The organism is Cupriavidus necator, assembly GCF_040578825.1.
GTDB lineage: Bacteria > Pseudomonadota > Gammaproteobacteria > Burkholderiales > Burkholderiaceae > Cupriavidus > Cupriavidus necator_E.
Map to the genome: position 1 here is coordinate 146,546 of NZ_JBEFLI010000002.1, position 16,292 is coordinate 162,837.

General features: G+C 67.2%; 15 protein-coding genes and 1 other RNA gene. 7 read left to right on the forward strand and 9 right to left on the reverse strand.

The annotated features are described in order from the left end of the window. Window positions 1–28: 28 nt before the first annotated feature. From cobO to AB1I47_RS02030, 4 genes are read right to left on the reverse strand one after another with little or no spacing between them, the layout of a single operon-like run. Window positions 29–661 carry a cob(I)yrinic acid a,c-diamide adenosyltransferase gene (gene cobO, locus AB1I47_RS02015; RefSeq protein ID WP_354682110.1) on the reverse strand — a complete coding sequence of 211 codons (633 nt, stop codon included), beginning with the start codon at window positions 659–661 and terminating at the stop codon, window positions 29–31. Then, entirely contained in the window at window positions 658–1,506 is an 849-nt protein-coding gene (locus tag AB1I47_RS02020; protein ID WP_354682111.1) for an ABC transporter ATP-binding protein, read from the reverse strand. The genes cobO and AB1I47_RS02020 overlap by 4 nt, the downstream gene beginning before the upstream one ends. Next, window positions 1,503–2,510, reverse strand: coding sequence for a FecCD family ABC transporter permease (locus AB1I47_RS02025; RefSeq protein ID WP_354682112.1), 1,008 nt, complete (start codon window positions 2,508–2,510; stop codon window positions 1,503–1,505). The genes AB1I47_RS02020 and AB1I47_RS02025 overlap by 4 nt, the downstream gene beginning before the upstream one ends. Before the next feature lie 15 nt (window positions 2,511–2,525). Continuing rightward, window positions 2,526–4,418, reverse strand: a complete 1,893-nt coding sequence (locus AB1I47_RS02030) for a TonB-dependent receptor domain-containing protein (protein ID WP_354682113.1) — start codon at window positions 4,416–4,418, stop codon at window positions 2,526–2,528. Window positions 4,419–4,975: 557 nt separating this feature from the next. Here AB1I47_RS02030 and AB1I47_RS02035 point away from each other — a divergent pair. The 6 genes from AB1I47_RS02035 to AB1I47_RS02060 all read left to right on the forward strand — a co-directional run bounded on the left by AB1I47_RS02035 (window position 4,976) and on the right by AB1I47_RS02060 (window position 8,357). Beyond that, the gene (locus AB1I47_RS02035) at window positions 4,976–5,281 is read left to right on the forward strand and encodes a hypothetical protein (protein ID WP_354682114.1); all 306 of its coding nucleotides are present in this window, start codon (window positions 4,976–4,978) and stop codon (window positions 5,279–5,281) included. Continuing rightward, the gene (locus tag AB1I47_RS02040; protein WP_354682115.1) at window positions 5,278–5,610 is read left to right on the forward strand and encodes a cell division protein ZapA; all 333 of its coding nucleotides are present in this window, start codon (window positions 5,278–5,280) and stop codon (window positions 5,608–5,610) included. The genes AB1I47_RS02035 and AB1I47_RS02040 overlap by 4 nt, the downstream gene beginning before the upstream one ends. A gap of 295 nt (window positions 5,611–5,905) precedes the next feature. Further along, window positions 5,906–6,124, forward strand: a non-coding RNA gene (gene ssrS / locus AB1I47_RS02045) — 6S RNA. 118 nt (window positions 6,125–6,242) lie between these two features. Then, window positions 6,243–6,725, forward strand: a complete 483-nt coding sequence (locus AB1I47_RS02050; RefSeq protein WP_354682116.1) for an EVE domain-containing protein — start codon at window positions 6,243–6,245, stop codon at window positions 6,723–6,725. 3 nt (window positions 6,726–6,728) lie between these two features. Further along, on the forward strand, window positions 6,729–7,553 hold the full coding sequence (locus tag AB1I47_RS02055) for a sulfite exporter TauE/SafE family protein (protein WP_354682117.1): 825 nt from the start codon (window positions 6,729–6,731) through the stop codon (window positions 7,551–7,553). Window positions 7,554–7,658: 105 nt separating this feature from the next. Beyond that, the gene (locus AB1I47_RS02060; RefSeq protein WP_354682118.1) at window positions 7,659–8,357 is read left to right on the forward strand and encodes an SIMPL domain-containing protein; all 699 of its coding nucleotides are present in this window, start codon (window positions 7,659–7,661) and stop codon (window positions 8,355–8,357) included. A 140-nt stretch (window positions 8,358–8,497) separates the two neighbouring features. Here the strand turns inward: AB1I47_RS02060 and AB1I47_RS02065 are convergent, their stop codons facing one another. From AB1I47_RS02065 to AB1I47_RS02085, 5 genes are all read right to left on the reverse strand, one after another. After that, the gene (locus AB1I47_RS02065) at window positions 8,498–10,048 is read right to left on the reverse strand and encodes a malonate--CoA ligase (RefSeq protein WP_354682119.1); all 1,551 of its coding nucleotides are present in this window, start codon (window positions 10,046–10,048) and stop codon (window positions 8,498–8,500) included. A gap of 100 nt (window positions 10,049–10,148) precedes the next feature. Then, window positions 10,149–10,931, reverse strand: a complete 783-nt coding sequence (locus AB1I47_RS02070) for an enoyl-CoA hydratase/isomerase family protein (protein ID WP_354682120.1) — start codon at window positions 10,929–10,931, stop codon at window positions 10,149–10,151. Window positions 10,932–10,936: 5 nt separating this feature from the next. Further along, on the reverse strand, window positions 10,937–11,950 hold the full coding sequence (locus tag AB1I47_RS02075) for a Bug family tripartite tricarboxylate transporter substrate binding protein (protein WP_354682121.1): 1,014 nt from the start codon (window positions 11,948–11,950) through the stop codon (window positions 10,937–10,939). Between the two features lie 153 nt (window positions 11,951–12,103). Beyond that, on the reverse strand, window positions 12,104–13,606 hold the full coding sequence (locus AB1I47_RS02080) for a malonyl-CoA decarboxylase domain-containing protein (protein ID WP_354682122.1): 1,503 nt from the start codon (window positions 13,604–13,606) through the stop codon (window positions 12,104–12,106). An 82-nt stretch (window positions 13,607–13,688) separates the two neighbouring features. Continuing rightward, window positions 13,689–14,396, reverse strand: a complete 708-nt coding sequence (locus AB1I47_RS02085; RefSeq protein ID WP_354682123.1) for a GntR family transcriptional regulator — start codon at window positions 14,394–14,396, stop codon at window positions 13,689–13,691. Between the two features lie 785 nt (window positions 14,397–15,181). Here AB1I47_RS02085 and AB1I47_RS02090 point away from each other — a divergent pair. Then, entirely contained in the window at window positions 15,182–16,270 is a 1,089-nt protein-coding gene (locus tag AB1I47_RS02090) for a YjgN family protein (RefSeq protein ID WP_354682124.1), read from the forward strand. Window positions 16,271–16,292 lie beyond the last annotated feature (22 nt).

Here is a 16,292-nt window from a genome sequence, read left to right on the forward strand (position 1 = left end):
TACTTTCGAATTCTGGTTGGGGTTGTGGCTACATTTCGACGCCGCGCTGCGCCTTGATGCCCTGCTGGAAGGCATGCTTGACGGGGGTCATGTCGGTGACGGTATCGGCCGCCGCCACCAGCGCCGGCGGCGCGCCGCGGCCGGTGATGATCACGTGCTGCATCGGCGGGCGCGCGCGCAGGTCGGCGATCACCTGCTCCACGTCAAGATAGTGCAGCTTCAGCGCGATGTTGAGTTCGTCGAGCAGCACCAGCCCGATCGCCGGGTCGCGCAGCATGCCGCGCGCCACTTCCCAGGCGGCTTGGGCCTTGGCGACGTCGCGGGCGCGGTCCTGCGTTTCCCAGGTATAGCCCTCGCCCATCACGTGGAACGCGCATTCCTCAGGGAAGCGGCGCAGGAACCTCTCCTCGCCGGTCGGCTGCGCGCCCTTGATGAACTGGACCACGCCGGCGCGCATGCCGTGCCCGAGCGCGCGCACCACCATGCCGAAGCCGGAGCTGGACTTGCCCTTGCCGTTGCCGGTGGTGATCACGATCACGCCGCGCTCGTCCTGGGCGGTGGCAATCTTCGCATCGACCACTTCCTTCTTGCGCGCCATGCGCGCGTTGTGGCGGGCATCGCGGTCCGCGTCTTCGGTAGAGGGCTGGTTGGCGTCTGTCATGGTTTCGGGTCCTGCAAATTCAGATGGGACAGCGCGGCGCCATCGGGAATCAGCGCAGTATGCACGCCGTCGGTGACGCTGACGATAGGGGTGCGCAGCGCGCGCGAGCAGCGCTCGGGGGTCAGCACTTCGGCTGCCGGGCCGTGCAAGGCGGTGCCGTCCTCGGCCATCAGCAGCGCATGGGTGGCGTAGCGCAGCGCCAGCGTCAGGTCGTGCAGGATCACCACGATGGCGTGGCGCCCTGCCCGCGCCAGGCCGGCGAGCTGCTCCAGCACCACGATCTGGTGGCGCAGGTCGAGATGCGATACGGGCTCGTCGAGCAGCAGCAGCGGCGCCTGCTGCGCCAGTGCGGCCGCCAGCGAGGCGCGCTGGCGTTCGCCCCCCGACAGCGTCAGCACGTCGCGCGCGGCCAGCGCCTCGATGTCCATGGCACGGATCACGTCGTGGACCACGCGCTCGTCCTCGCGCCCGGTCCAGCCCCAGCCGGACAGGTGCGGATGACGGCCCACGCGCACCGCATCGAGCACCGACATCGAGAACGTGTCATGCACCGCCTGCGGCAGGTAGGCGCGCTGGCGCGCCAGTACCGCCGGCGCAACCTGCGTGGTGCCGATACCGTCGATCTCCACGCTGCCGCCATCGGCATGGCGCAGCCCGGCCAGCACCGACATCAGCGTGGATTTGCCGGCGCCGTTGGGGCCTGCAATGCACCACAACTCGCCCGGGCCGATATCAAGCGTCAGGTTCTCCGCCAGCACACGCTGGCCGGCGCGCAGCCGCACCTCGCGCAGCGCCAGCACCGGGCATGCGGTAAGCGGATGGGACCAGGGTGCGGCTGACGTCATCGCGGCCTCCGCAACAGCAGGTAAAGGAAAGTCGGCACACCCAGCAGCGCGGTGATCACACCTACCGGCAGCTGTGCCGGAGCGATCACGGTGCGGGCGATCAGATCGGCGGCCATCAGCAGCGCGCCGCCCAGCAGCACCGCGGCCGGCAACAGCAGGCGCTGGTCGTTGCCCCATGCCAGCCGCACCAGGTGCGGCACCACCAGCCCGACAAAGCCGATCGAGCCGGCCGTGGTGATGGCCACGGCAATGCACAGCGACGCCAGCAGGAAGGTCGCCAGCCGCACGCGGCCCACGCGCACGCCCAGCGACTGCGCCACGGTCTCGCCCAGCAGCATCACGTTGAGCGCGCGCGCCATCGGCATCGCCAGCAGCACCGCGGCCACCATCATCGCCAGCGCGCCGCCATAGCTGGCGGTGCCGCTCAGGTCGCCGGTGAGCCAGAACAGCATGCCGCGCAGCCGCGATTCGGGCGCCACGGCAAGGATCAGCGTGATCACCGCGCCCCAGCCAGCGGCCAGGATCACGCCGGTCAGCAGCAGCCGGGCGCCGGCCTCGCGGTGGCCGCCCTGCACCTGCGGATGCAGCAGGTCGCGCCGCGCCAGCGCCGCCACCAGCAGCATCGACAGCAGGGCCCCGGCGGCAGCGGACACCTGCACGCCCCACCACGGCGCCAGCAGCAGCATCGCCAGCAGCGCGGCGGTGGAGGCGCCACCGGATACGCCCAGCACATAAGGCTCGGCCAGCGGATTGCGCAGCAGCACCTGCATCAGCGCGCCGGACAGGGCCAGCAGTCCGCCGCACGCGAACGCCGCGGCCGCGCGCGGCAGGCGCAGCTCGCGCACGATGGCGCCGCCCGTGCCCGTGTCGGTGCCGTTCAGCGCATGCCACAGCTCGCGCGCATCGAGCGATACGCTGCCCAGCGCGAGCGAGCCCGCGAACACCAGCAGCGCCGCCAGCGCGAGCGTCAGCCAGACCGCCAGGGCGCGCCGCAGCTCAGACATGGCGCGCCCGTGCGCTCATCGCTGGCGCCAGCCCAGCGTGATAAAGCCCGCGCGCCCCTGCGTGTTGTAGGGATAGGCGAGCTGGTAGTCCTTGTCGAACAGGTTTTCGACGCGGGCGCCAATGAACCATTGCTTGTCGATGTTGTAGCGGGCGTTCAGGTTGACGATACCGTATCCGCCCAGCCGGCGCGAGCCGGCATCCATGCGCGCCGACGACACCAGCCATTCGCCGCCGAAGCGCCAGTTGCCGAAGTTGCGGCCAATGTCGAGCGCGGCGTGGCGGCGCGCGCGGCGCAGCAGCTGCCTGTTGGTCTGCTCGTCGACCGGGTTCTGGAAGGTCACGCTGGCGCCGATGTCGGTGCCGTAGACCGTGGCGCGCCACGAGGCCTCGACGCCCTGCACCTTGGCCTTGTTGACGTTCTCGGCCAGGAACATGCCGTTGGGCTGCGGCGCCGACACGATCAGGTCGTTGTAGCGCGTCTCGAACGCGGTCACGCGCAGCAGGCCGGCGCTGGCGGTGCTGTACTGCACGCCCGCTTCGACCGACTTGGCGCGTTCCGGCTGCAGGTTGGGCTGGCCGAAGCCGGGGAAATACAGCTCGTTGAAGGTCGGCGCGCGGAAGGCGTTGCTGACGTTGGCGATCAGCTTGAGCGCGTCGGTCAGGTTATAGCCATAGCCGGCGAAGAAGCTGCCCTGGTTGCCGAAGTCAGAGTAGTGGTCGTTGCGCGCATTGAGCTGCAGCTGGTGCTTGCCGAAGCGCCCGTCATAGCCGCCGAACACCGAGAACACATTGCGCGAGGGCGCGCCGTAGGCGCTGGAATCCAGTTCCTGCTGCAGGTAGTCGGTGCCGAACAGCAGCGTGTGGTTCGCGGCGACGGCGTACTCGTTCTGCCAGTTGAACTGGCGGTTGCGGGTATTGAAGGTGCCGTTGGGGCGGCCGTTGAGGAAGGTGTCGCTGTTGTCCGCGCTCTGCGACAGCTTGAAATGCGTGGTCCAGTCAGCGCCCACCTTGCCGTTGACGAAGGCCGACAGCGTGTACAGCTCGCTGTCAGTGCGGTTGTCGTCGGTCGCGCGGCCGAAGGCGCTGTCGAACGAAACCTTGCTCTTCGAGTAGTAGCCGGTGAAGCCCGCGTCCCAGTTGGGCGTGAAGCGGTGCTTCACCTGGCCCGACACGCTCTGGTTCTCGTACGGGTTGTCGTTGGGGTTGGCGCGCGGCGCCTGCCTGGTGTTGATCGACGAGAAGCCGTCGGTCTTGAATGCCGAACCGGTCAGGTTGAACGAGGTATCGCCGACCTGGCCGCCATAGCCCACCGTGCCCTGGCGCGTATTGTTGCTGCCGTATTCCACCTGCGCATTGGCCGCCGGGGCCTGGCCCACGCCGCTCTTGGTGAAGATCTGCACCACGCCGCCGATCGCGTCCGAACCATACAGCGCCGACACGTTGCCGCGCACCACCTCGATCCGCTCGATCTGGTCGGGCAGGATATTGGCGAGCTGCGCGGTGCCGCTGCTGGCCGCCGACACGCGCACGCCATCGACCAGGATCAGCGTCTGGTTGGAGTTGGCGCCGCGCATGAACAGCGTGGTGTTGCTGCCCATGCCGCCGTTGGTCGAGAACTCGACACCGGCCTGGCTGCGCAGCAGCGTGCGCAGATCGGGTGCCTGCGAGTTGACGATGTCCTGCTGCGTGACCACCGTGGTGTGCGGCAGCGCCTCGGTAATGGCTTGCGGGGTGCGCGTGGACGTGACCACCACCGGCGCGAGCTGCGCGGTGCCACTGTCGGCCGCTTGCGCGAACGATGTGGCCGGAGCGAGGGTGAACGAGGCAAGGGCCGCCGCAATGGCAGGCACGGACGGACGCACCGCCGGGGCTGCCGGGCGGGTCGACCTGTGGAGCGATGAACGCATGATGCAGGACTGGGTAGGACGGCCGGGCCCGTTCCCCCGCGGACCATATGGCGATGAGGCGTGCCGCGCACGGGCGGCAGCCCGCGTTCAGGCCGGTATCCGGGCTGGCGACACGGGACCGGCGCCTTCCCGAACCTGCGGTTCAGTGGCATGTGGCCGGTCCTGCGGGGCATGGGGCCGGGAACGGATCCCGGCATTGCCAGCGGCCGGGATGATCGGGCTGGCAGATGCGCACGCGGTCGCTTACCGTTGCGGGGGCAGCACAGGTTGGCCGCTCCGGCGCGCTGCCGGCCTGGCTCCCTGATTCCCGTTGAACTGCCCTTTCGCCAGGGACGAAAGGGCGAGCACCTGAGACGTGCGCGAGTGTAGGCAGTTTCGCTCCCGGCGTCAACGCGGCCTCCGGCAGGCTTTTGTCACAACTCTCGCGGGATTTTGGGTGCAGAAGACTGCAACTTCCATGCGGGTGATGGGTCAGAAACCCTTTCCTTCGCATTGTGCGCAGCGGCGCATCGGCTAGAATCGCGATACCTGACACTTCTCCCATCATGACAGGCCCTATGCTCACAGAACTCGAACAACTGGCCGCCAAGATCGGGCGCGTGCTGCACCATGCGGACACCCTGGCGGCGGAGAACCAGCGGCTGCGCGACGAGATCGCCCGGCTTGAGGGCGAAGCCGCGCAGTTGCGCAGCGAGCGCGAGGCCATGGCCGCCGACCGCGAGCTGCTCAATATCAAGATCGAAGAAGCGCAGCTTCGCATCCAGTCCATCCTTGACAAGCTGCCGACCGCCAGCGACACGCGCCAGCTCGACCTGCTCGGCGAGGGCGCAGAGCCGCACAAGGCCCCCGGAGAACACGCATGAGCAACAAGCAAGTCGAAGTCAATATCGCCGGCCAGCCCTACCGCTTTGCCATCGCGCCCGAAAACGAGGCCGCGCTGCTCGAGGCCGTGGCGCTGGTCGATACGCAGATGAACAAGCTGCGCAGCGGCATCGCCGCCAAGGGCGTGGAGCGCGTGGCGGTGATGGCCGCGATCAGCATCGCGTCCGACCTGCTGACCCTGCAGCGCAAGCAGCAGGCCGACGGCGCGATTCCGGTGGATGCCATCCGCGCGCGCATCCGCGAACTCAATGACCGCGCCGACGAAGCGCTGCGGCAATACGCGCACGTGGGCACCGGTACGCGCGGCTGACGACGTGCAGGCGCGGTATCCCGGTATATCGGTATGGTGGTCGATGTGCTGTGGATGCCGCGCTGCCCCGCAAAATGTAACGATACGCGCGGGTGGACTTGGTATGACCTGCAACGCGGTGTATAGTGTAGCCAGACTGCACGAGGCACCACAGAAGTGCAGCTGACAGGTCGGGTTATCGCGCCCGGCCGCCGTTCTCATCCCATCCTTGTTAAGAAACGGCAAACGTCTGACATCCCGCACGCGGACCGGTTATCCGGCACGACGATGTGGTCGGAGCGTCAGACGTTTGACAGTTTCCCTGCCTGGTTCGTGAGGGTCATAAACTCCTTGAACCGATATGCATTGCATGGTGCGGGATCATGTCGCATGGGCGAGCGCGTCGTCCCATTCATAGTCCTGGTTTCGGCCTGGACTCCCTGAGTGGATGATGTACCCGAAATGCGACTTCCGCAGCCACTCTGAACCTCACTTGGGTTCAGGATGCCGACCCAGCGGCCGAGGCGGGGACCCCTTGAAAAGGCGGTGGTTTTGAACCATCGCCTTTTTTCTTGCCTGTGTTTTGCCGACCCTGCACGTGCCGACCTTGCGCACGCAGTGCCCGGATCTGTCTTCCGCACCTGAGCCGCGCCGTGAGCCCGAACCAGAACAAACGCGCCCGCCAGTACTGGCTGATGAAATCGGAACCGGACGAGGCCAGTATCGACGACCTCGCCCGCGAAGGCACGCTGCCCTGGACCGGCGTGCGCAACTACCAGGCGCGCAACTTCATGCGCGACGCCATGCAGCTTGGCGACGGCGTGCTGTTCTACCACTCGTCGTGCCCGGAGCCCGGCATCGCGGGGCTGGCCGAGGTCTGCTCCGCGCCCTACCCCGACCCGACGCAATTCGATCCGAAGAGTCCCTACCATGACGCGGCCTCGAAGCCGGACGCGCCGCGCTGGCTGCTGGTGGACGTGCGCTTCGAACGCAAGAGCAGGCTGATCCCGCTGGCCGAATTGCGCGAACACGAGGAACTGGCCGACATGGTGGTGCTCCGCCGCGGCAACCGGCTGTCGATCACGCCGGTGACGCCGGCCGAATGGCGCTTTATCACCGGCAAGCTGATGCGCTGATTCATGGCGTTCACCAACCTGCCGGTCCTGATCCCCGCGCTGCTCGGCCTCGGCGCCTTCACCGGCTTCTGTGCCGGCTTGCTCGGCGTGGGCGGCGGCATGATGATGGTGCCGTTCCTGACGCTGCTGTTCACCGCGCTGGCCTTTCCCGCCGAAGCCATCGTCCATATGGCGATCGCCACCTCGATGGGCACCATCCTGTTTACCTCGCTGTCGTCGGTGCGCGCGCATCACCAGCGCGGCGCGGTGCGCTGGCCGATCGTGCTGGCGCTGGCGCCGGGCATCGTGCTGGGCGGCATGGTCGGCGGCGGCAAGGTCTTCGCCGCGCTGAAGACCAGCTGGCTGTCGCTCGCCTTTGCCTGCTTCGTCGGCTTCTCGGCGCTGCAAATGCTGCGCAACCGGCGCCCCGCTCCCGGCCGTCAACTGCCTGGCTTTGCCGGCATGGCGGGCGCGGGCGGCGCGATCGGTTTCCTGTCGAGCCTGGTGGGCGCGGGCGGCGCCTTTGTCTCGGTGCCGTTCATGACCTGGTGCAACGTGCCGATCCACAACGCGGTGGCAACCTCGGCCGCGCTCGGTTTCCCGATCGCCGTGGCCAGCGTGGCGGGCTATGTGTGGAGCGGCTGGCAGATGCCCGGGCTGCCCGCGGGATCGCTCGGCTATATCTATGTGCCGGCGCTGGTGGTGATCGCCGGCGCCAGCGTGCTGACCGCGCCGCTGGGCGCGCGCACCGCGCACCGGATGGACGTCGGCCAGCTGCGCAAGGCGTTTGCGGTGCTGCTGATCTGCCTGGCGTCGTACATGTTGTGGAAGGCGTGGCAGTCGTTCTGAGGCTGGCGGTAACCCTTTTGCGCCGTAACCATCGTTTACATTGTGGAGGAACGATTCACCTGCCGGTTCCGTCTGATACCCATCACGTTTGAACGGGAGAACAAGATGAAACAATGGCTAGCCGCCACCCTGCTGGGCACCACCGCCATCGTCGCCTCGGCGCACGGCGGCCCCACCGAAACGCCGTCGGGCGTGCTGTCGCTGAATGCGCAGGCCGTCGCCGAAGTGCCGACCGATATCGTCCACCTGACGCTCGCCGCGGAACAGGAAGGCGCCGAGCCCGGCGCGATCTCGTCGTCGCTGTCCACGCGCACGCAGGCCGTGATCGCGCAGGCGCGCCGCGTGCAGGGCGTTACCGCGGAATCAGGCGGCTTCACCATCCACCCGAGCACTGACCGCAACGGCCGCATCAGCACCTGGCGCGGGCGTTCCGAGGTCATCCTGAAGTCGCGCGATTTCTCCGCGGTGTCGAAGCTGGCCGGCGACGTCGCCAGCCAGATGCAGGTGCAGAACATCGCCTTCTCGCTGTCGCGCGAAGCGCGCGAGGCGGCCGAAACGAAGCTGGCCGAGCAGGCAGTGGCATCGTTCCGCAACAAGGCGCAGGCGACGACCAGGCTGTTTGGCTACAACAGCTATACCATCCGTGAGGTCAGCGTGACCGAGACCGGCGTGATGCCGCCGGTGCCGCGCATGTATGGGGCTGCCAAGGCGATGATGGCGGAGTCGGCGGTGCCGGTGCCGGTTGAGGGCGGGAAGACGCAGGTGACGGTGTCCGTCAATGGGTCGGTGCAGATGTTGAAGTAAGCCGCCGACGCAGAAAAAAGCGGTGGTTTTGGGTGCTCCAAAGCCGCCCGAGCTAGCCTAAAGCAAGGTGTTCTCCCTCTCCCGCAGGCGGGAGAGGGGAGCAAACCCGCAGGGGAAGAAGGGCAGCAGCGAAGCAGGACTCACAGCGCTGCAAACTGCTCCCGCAACACATTCTTCTGCACCTTCCCCATCGTATTGCGCGGCAGTTCATCCACGACATGCACGCGCTTGGGCACCTTGAAATTGGCGATGCGGCCCTTGAGCGTACCGATCAGCGCCGTTTCGTCGATGTCGGCCCCAGGCTTCCTCACCACCACCGCCACCACCGCTTCACCAAAATCCTTGTGCGGCACGCCAATGACGGCGCTTTCCGCCACGCCCGGCATCTCGTCGATAAAGCTCTCGATTTCCTTCGGGTACACGTTGTAGCCGCCCGAGATAATCAGGTCCTTGCTGCGCCCGACGATGCTCAGGTAGTTGTCCGGCACCTTGCGTTCGCCCGACTGGCTGACGACGCCGCCAAAGCGCCCGACATCGCCGGTCTTGAACCAGCCATCTTCGGTAAATTCCTCGCGCGTTTTCTCCGGCATGCGCCAGTAGCCCTTGAACACGTTCGGTCCCTTGACCTCCACATTGCCGATCTCGCCCGGCGCGCACGGCTTGCCTTCGCCATTGACCACGCGCACTGACACGCCCGGCAGCGGCATGCCGACGGTGCCGCCAATGCGCTCGCCCTGCGCGGGGTCGTAGGGATTGGACACCAGCATCACGGTCTCGCTCATGCCGTAGCGTTCCAGGATGGTATGGCCGGTACGCTCGCGGAAGGCATCGAAGGTCTCCAGCAGCAGCGGCGCCGAGCCCGACACGAACAGCCGCATGCGGCGGCAGGTGTCGTCGTCGAAGCGCGGCTCCTGCAGCATGCGCACGTAGTAGGTGGGCACGCCCATCATCACGGTCGAGCGCGGCAGGAATTTCAGCACCTGCGCCATGTCGAGCTTCGGCGCCCAGATCATCTTGGCGCCGGCCAGCAGCGCGCCGTGCGACGCCACGAACAGGCCGTGCACATGGAAGATCGGCAGCATGTGCAGCAGCACGTCGTCGCTGCGCCAGCCCCAGTAGTCATGCAGCGTCTGCGCATTGGAAGACAGGTTGCGGTGCGTCAGCATCGCGCCCTTGCTGCGGCCGGTGGTGCCGGAGGTGTAGAGGATGGCGGCGAGGTCTTCGTCCGTACGCTCGACGGTCGTGAAGTCGTCCGCCTTCGCGGCCGCGCGTGACAGCAGCGAGCCGCTGCGGTCGTCGTCCAGCGTGAACACGTGGTTGACGCCATGGCGGAACGCCACCTTCGACACCCAGCCGAAATTCTTGCTGCTGCACACCACCACCGACGGCTCGGCGTTGCCGACGAAGTAGTCGATCTCGGCCTCCTGGTAGGCGGTGTTCAGCGGCAGGTAGACATAGCCGGCGCGCAGCGTGGCCAGGTACAGGAACAGCGCCTCGGGCGACTTTTCCACCTGCACCGCCACGCGCGCGCCTTCAGGCAGGTGCAGCGAGGCCAGCAGGTTGGCCAGCTTGGCGGTGGCGCGGTCGAGGTCGTCCCAGCTGTAGTACAGGCCGTCATGCGTTTCGATGCAGCAGGCGGTGCGGTCGGCGGGAAAGCGGGATTCGAACAGGGCGAACAGGTTGGCGTTCATGTTGGGGATCGAACGAAAGACTGCGGGAAATTTGCAATGAAGACGCTGTCAGGCCCCGCATGCGCGGGTATGACGGCGGTGCGGGATTCAGTGGAGGGCTCTATTTTCCACGGAATTGCGGCGGACGGCGCGCCAGGAAAGCGGCCACCCCCTCCGCATGGTCGGCGCCCTCGGCATAGGCAAAGTGCGCATCCAGCTCGGCCGGGGACAGCGGTGCGGGCGACGGCGCCAGACGCCGGATGGTGGCCTTGTTGATCCGTGCCGCGGCGGGCGCGCCGGCGGCAATGCGGCGCACGGTGGCGTCGACTTCGGCAGCAAGCGCGCCGGGCGCGACCACGCGGGTCAGCAGGCCCTTGTCGCGGGCCTCGGCGGCATCGAACACGCGGCCTTCGAGCAGGATCTCCAGCGTGGCCGCGCGGCCCGCCAGCGCCAGCAGGCCCTGCAGTTCGCCCGGCGCCATCGGGAAGCCCAGCCGGTTGATCGGCACGCCGAAGCGGCTGTCAGACGCGGCGATGCGCAGGTCGCAATGGCAGGCGATCTCCAGCCCGCCGCCCACGCATACGCCCTCGATCATCGCCACGGTCGGATGCGGGCATTGCGCGACTGCCGCCAGCGCCGGCGCGATGGTGGCCATGTGGTAGTGCCGCACCGCCGCTTCGTCGCCGCGCTCGGCGGGAAATTCGGCGATATCGGCGCCGGCGGCAAAGTTGCCGTCGGCGCCGCGCACCACCACGCAGCGCAGCGAGGTGTCGGCGGACAGGCGCGCAAAGCCCGCCACCAGCTCGCGCCACATCTGCGCGGAGATGGCGTTGAGCTTGCCCGCGTGCGACAGCGTGACGGTGGCGGTGCTGCCCGCGGTGGCGAAGATGACGGTGCCGCTCATTGCCGTCAGTCGATCTTGGCGCCGGACTGCTGCACCACCTGCGCCCAGCGGCGGATTTCCGCGCGCTGGAACTGGCCGAACTGCTCGGGCGTAAAGGCCGGGGTCTCCGAGCCATTGTTGAGCCAGATCTGCTTGAGCTCAGGCGTGTTCAGGGCCTTCTCGGTCTCCGCGTACAGGCGGTCGACGATCTCCTTGGGCGTGCCCTTTGGCACCCACATCGCATACCAGGTCGAGACCTCGTAGTTCGGCACCCCCGCCTCGGCCGCGGTCGGCACATTGGGGAAGGCCGGTGAGCGCTTGGGCGCGGCCACCGCCAGCGCCTTGATGCGGCCGGCACGGATATGCTGCGCCGACGAGCCCAGGCCGTCGAAAATCAGATCGACCTGGCCCGCGATCAGGTCCGACAGCGCCGGGCCCGCGCCCTTGTACGGGATATGGGTGATGAAGGTCTTGGTCTGGATCTTGAACAGCTCGCCGGCCAGGTGGTGGGCCGAGCCGTTGCCGGCCGAACCGTAGTTGAGCTTGCCCGGATTGGCCTTGGCAAAGGCGATCAGCTCCTGCAGCGTGTTGGCCTTGACCCGGGTGGGATTGACCACCACCACCTGCGGCGGCTGCGCGATCACCGTGACCGGGATGAAATCCTTCTCGATGTCGTAGTCCAGCTTCTTGTAGAACGACGGCGCGATCGCGTGGTGGGCGCCGCCGATAAAGACCGTGTAGCCGTCCGGCGCGGCCTTGGCCGCCACGCTGGCGCCGACCGTGCCGCCGGCGCCGCCGCGGTTGTCGATGACGAACTGTTTGCCGAGCTGCTTGGAAAGCTGCGCGGTCAGGGGCCGCGCAAAGGCATCGGTGCCGCCGCCGGCGGGGAACGGCACGATCACGGTGACGGGCTTGGACGGCCAGGTGTCGGCGTGCGCGGCCGGGGCCGCCAGCAGTGTGCCGGCACCAATGCCGACGATACCCAAAGCCATGCCCGCTGCCCGCGCGCAGGCGGCCAGGCTGAACTGACGACGATTCATTGCTGTCTCCTCTCTCTGATGGAAAGTCAATCTGGTGGCCGTGTGCGCCTGATGCGGCGGCTTGCGGCCTGAAGCACTACGAAGATCCCGACAAAAGGACCCGGCGCGCCTGGCGCCGCGTATGCGGGGGCGTTCCCCGTGACCGGACCAGGGTCACAGCAGCTTCCCGACGCTACGGCTGATGCGCGGGTTGCCGGCACCCAGGCGTGCCAGATTGTCATCCAGCGCCTCGGGCACGTAAAGGTAATTCACCATCATCCCGCAGCTCTGGCTGCGGCCTTTGCGCGACAGGTCGGCAGCCCAGTTCAGGCGCTCGACGCAGGCGCCGTTGCCGAGATGGAAACGCGCCACCGGGTCGGCCGGCATCGACTGGTTGCGTTCCCGCACCAGGTAGTGCGCGGCCAGCGTCATCGCGGTATCGCGGATCACTCCGTCGGCGGCATCGGGCGCCAGCGCCTCCAGCCAGGCCGCGCCGTCGGCGGGCGCCGTGCCGTGGCGCTCGTTCCAGCGCGCCAGGCGCTTCTCTCCGAGCACGCGCGCCAGGGTCGCGCCATCCTGTTTGCGCATCCAGTCGGCAAACCCGGGGATTGGCGACAGCGTTGCGAACTGCTTCACTTTCGGGAATTCCCGCTGCACCTCCTCGATCACGCGCTTGAGCAGGAAGTTGCCGAAGCTGACGCCGCGCAGGCCCGCCTGCGTATTGCTGATCGAATAGAAGATCGCCCACTTGACCCGGCGCAGGTCTTCCAGCGGCGCGGCTTCGTCGAGCAATGTATGGACATCTGCCGCCATCTCCGGCGCGAACGCCACCTCGACAAAGATCAGCGGCTCGCGCGGGATGCGCGGGTGGAAGAACGCGTAGCAGCGGCGGTCGGAGTCGAGCCGGTTGCGCAGGTCGGTCCACGAGGCAATCTCGTGCACGGCCTCGTAGCGGATCAGTTTTTCCAGCAGCGATGCCGGCGAGTCCCAGGTGATCGGCTGCAGTTCCAGCAGGCCCACATCGAACCAGTTGGAGAACAGCGCTTCGAGGTCGTCGTCGAGCGCGCGCAGCCCCGGCACGCGGCGCTGCCAGCGCAGCATGTCGGCGCGTAGCTGGATCAGGAAGTGCAGGCCGCAGGCGCTGTTGCCGCGCTGGCCGTGCAGCGCCGCCAGGCGCTTGAAGAAGCGGATGCGGGCGTTGGAAAGCGCATGGGTCAGGCCGGAATGTCCCGCATGCGGGCGGCTGGCGCGGGCGGCCTTGTCCGTCGTCTTTTCGACTTTGTCACCCTTGTCGCCCTTGTCGCCCTTGTCGCCGTCTGCGGGCTCATCGCTGCCGCTGCTGTTGGCTACCTCGGCCAGCACCGCCAGCATGCCGCGCCGGGCGGCCTCGCCGGCGGCTTCGTACTCGGCCTGCCACGCGTGCGCGGCGGCGTTGGCGGCGCCGTCGGTCAGGCGCGCATCGAAGCACAGCCGTAGCTGCTCGCGCTGGCGGCGCATCACGCGCGGCGGCAGCGGCGCCTCGCCGTCGGCGGGCTTAGCGGCGGCAGGCGCCTTGGCCTCGCCCTCGCCCTTGCGTCCCCACCAGCGGCCCAGCCGCGACAGGAAATTCGTTCCCGCCGGCTCGCTCTCGCCCAGCGGTGCGCTGATCTTCTGGTCACCCGTGTCGAAGGAATTCATGCCTTGCCCTGCCTTGATGCATCGATTGAACGTGAAGGAATGGTGGTGTCCCGGGGCCGACTGCTTGCTGTCCTCGCTGCCCTTACTCCTGGCCCGCCGCCACGCGCAGCGCCGGCGGCGCGCGCCCGGCCGGCGCCTCGTCCACGCCGGCATCGAGCGCCTTCAGCGCGGCGCGCTGGCGCAGCAGGTGCGTCTTCATCATGGCCTCGGCACCTTCGGGGTCGTGCGCCTTGAGCGCGGCGAACACCGACAGGTGCTCGGCGCAGGATTCCTGGATCCGCCCCGGCAGCTTCAGGCTCTTGTGGCGCGACAGCCGCAGCACCTTGCGCAGGTCGCTAATCAGCCCCGACAGCCAGCGGTTGCCCGCCAGGCGCTGGATCGCGTCATGGATCTGGGCATTGGTCTCGTAGTAGGCGTCGATGTCGCAGGCCTGGGCGTAGCGCGCCAGGTCGGCATGCAGGCCTTCAAGCGCGTCAAGGTCGGCGCGGCTGGCATTGCGCGCCGCTTCGAAGGCGCAGCGGCCTTCGAGCAGTGCCATCAGCGGGAAGATTTCGTCGAGGTCCTGCTCGGACAGTTCGTTGACAAAGCAGCCGCGGCGCGGCTCCAGCCGCACCAGGCCTTCGGCGGCCAGCACCTTGAGCGCCTCGCGCAGCGGCGTGCGCGAAATGCCCAGGGCCTCGGCCATCGCGCTTTCGTCGATCCAGGCGCCGGGAGCCAGCTTATGCGCGTCGATCATGGCGCGCAGCCGGTCTGCCACTTCCAGGTACAACGCCTGCTGGACGATGCGCATGCCATCCCCTTCCACAGTGTCAATCCGACCCCGGTACGCCGATGCGATCCGGTCGCCATAATTCATAATTATGGATTAGGCTGCGAACGATACAAGGGAATTCGATGCTGCACTGCAAACCACGCGTAGCGAACGCAATATTGGGAACAGCGGGATTTTTGGCCGGGCCAATAAGGCCGGCGAGAGGTGCGGCGGACGTTCCCTTGCCTCCCCGCAAGGAAACGTCCGCGCCATAAAGAACTGCCTGAACTGCTTGTCATCGCGGACCGGCATTGTTGGCAATGCCTGCCCCGTGGGTCCATGGAAATCTGGCGCTGGCCCGGCACCACCCCCGAAATGCGCTAGCGCGCGGATTTTCCCTTATGCCCGTGATTTGCCGTCCAGCGCCGCTCGGTGCCGCCCTTTCGGACCGGACCGTGCCTCCCTCGCGCTGCCGTGGCGGCCTGTGGCATGCCGCACATCTTGTAACACTACGGATAGCGATTAACGTGCCAGAGATGCTAAGTCCCTGATTCGATTGATGACACGCATCCGAAACTTGTTACAGAATACGTCTAGTGTAACAGGATGTTTCTAGAGTGTTACGAGGGTTTTCCCATGTCGGCAACGAGACAAACGGGCTGGCGGGATCGGCATATGCAAAATGTGCCGTTTCCTTTATTTGGCAGTGAGAGAATGTGAGCGCATCGCCGCAATAGCCCCCGCTCATTTTGTTGCACAAATGAAGCGAGCCAGGCGCCGCATTTTTTGCGCCGTCGTTTTCCCAACACATCGGAGCTTCAGCCATGCAAGCTGGCAGCAGCGATTTCACCCTTTCCGCCCCGCCGGCGGACCATGCCACCACCCCGGCCGATCCGCGCGAAGCCGCACCGCGGCCGCTGCGACTGTCATTTATCGGATCCGGCTCGGAGTATTTCCGCATCTGGATCGTCAATGTGCTGCTGACCATCGTCACCTTTGGCATCTATTCCGCCTGGGCCAAGGTACGCACGCTGCAGTATTTCTATCGCAATACGCGGCTTGACGGCGCGAGTTTCGATTACCACGGCAAGCCCTCGGCCATCCTGAAGGGCCGGGCCATCGTGTTCGCGCTGGTGTTCGCGTTCCAGATCGCATCCGGTTTCTCGCCTTTGCTCGCGCTGGCCATGCTGCTGGCACTGCTGGCCGTGTTCCCGCTGCTGCTGGTGCGCTCGCTGCGCTTTCGCATGGCAAACTCCAGCTACCGCGGGCTGCGCTTCGCCTTTGCGGGCCGCGACGCCGAGGCCTACCAGGTGTTCGTGCTGTGGCCGCTGGCCGCGGTGCTGACGCTGGGCCTGCTGGGGCCGCTGGCGCACCAGCGCTTCAAGCGCTACCAGCACGACAACACACGCTTCGGCACGGCGCCGTTCGCCTTCAGCGCCGCGGCAGCCGATTTCTATGGCGTCTACCTGCGGCTGTTCGGCGTGGTGCTGGCGGTGACCGTGGCCTGCGCCGTAGCTGGCCTGGTGCTGACGGCCGGCAGCTACGGCGCGGCGGCGTTGCTTGTCTTTGCCATCGTCGGGTTCTACGTCGGCATGCTGGCGGTCACCCCTTACCTGATGGCACGCCTGCAGAACGTGGTGTGGAGCCACACCACGCTGGCGCCGCACGCGTTCCGCAGCGAGGTGAAGGCCAGTCGCATGGTCTTTATCTTTGTCACCAATCTGATCGCGATCGCGCTGACGCTGGGGCTGTACCTGCCGTTCGCACGGGTGCGCGCGGCGCGCTACCGGCTGGAATGCGTGACCATGCTGGCCGCCAGCCCGCTAGACAGCTTTGTCGCCGGCGAGATGCAGCAGGTGGGAGCGCTGGGCGATGCGGCGGTAGACTGGTACGACATCGACATCGCGCTGTGATGTTGTGCCCTGATCTCGCTGA

Excerpts from the sequence above, each read along its gene's own strand:
- cobO (WP_354682110.1), bottom strand. The coding sequence starts at position 661 with ATGACAGACGCCAACCAGCCCTCTACCGAAGACGCGGACCGCGATGCC.
- AB1I47_RS02020 (WP_354682111.1), bottom strand. The coding sequence starts at position 1,506 with ATGACGTCAGCCGCACCCTGGTCCCATCCGCTTACCGCATGCCCGGTG.
- AB1I47_RS02025 (WP_354682112.1), bottom strand. The coding sequence starts at position 2,510 with ATGTCTGAGCTGCGGCGCGCCCTGGCGGTCTGGCTGACGCTCGCGCTG.
- AB1I47_RS02030 (WP_354682113.1), bottom strand. The coding sequence starts at position 4,418 with ATGCGTTCATCGCTCCACAGGTCGACCCGCCCGGCAGCCCCGGCGGTG.
- AB1I47_RS02035 (WP_354682114.1), top strand. The coding sequence starts at position 4,976 with ATGCTCACAGAACTCGAACAACTGGCCGCCAAGATCGGGCGCGTGCTG.
- AB1I47_RS02040 (WP_354682115.1), top strand. The coding sequence starts at position 5,278 with ATGAGCAACAAGCAAGTCGAAGTCAATATCGCCGGCCAGCCCTACCGC.
- AB1I47_RS02055 (WP_354682117.1), top strand. The coding sequence starts at position 6,729 with ATGGCGTTCACCAACCTGCCGGTCCTGATCCCCGCGCTGCTCGGCCTC.
- AB1I47_RS02060 (WP_354682118.1), top strand. The coding sequence starts at position 7,659 with ATGAAACAATGGCTAGCCGCCACCCTGCTGGGCACCACCGCCATCGTC.
- AB1I47_RS02065 (WP_354682119.1), bottom strand. The coding sequence starts at position 10,048 with ATGAACGCCAACCTGTTCGCCCTGTTCGAATCCCGCTTTCCCGCCGAC.
- AB1I47_RS02070 (WP_354682120.1), bottom strand. The coding sequence starts at position 10,931 with ATGAGCGGCACCGTCATCTTCGCCACCGCGGGCAGCACCGCCACCGTC.
- AB1I47_RS02075 (WP_354682121.1), bottom strand. The coding sequence starts at position 11,950 with ATGAATCGTCGTCAGTTCAGCCTGGCCGCCTGCGCGCGGGCAGCGGGC.
- AB1I47_RS02080 (WP_354682122.1), bottom strand. The coding sequence starts at position 13,606 with ATGAATTCCTTCGACACGGGTGACCAGAAGATCAGCGCACCGCTGGGC.
- AB1I47_RS02085 (WP_354682123.1), bottom strand. The coding sequence starts at position 14,396 with ATGCGCATCGTCCAGCAGGCGTTGTACCTGGAAGTGGCAGACCGGCTG.
- AB1I47_RS02090 (WP_354682124.1), top strand. The coding sequence starts at position 15,182 with ATGCAAGCTGGCAGCAGCGATTTCACCCTTTCCGCCCCGCCGGCGGAC.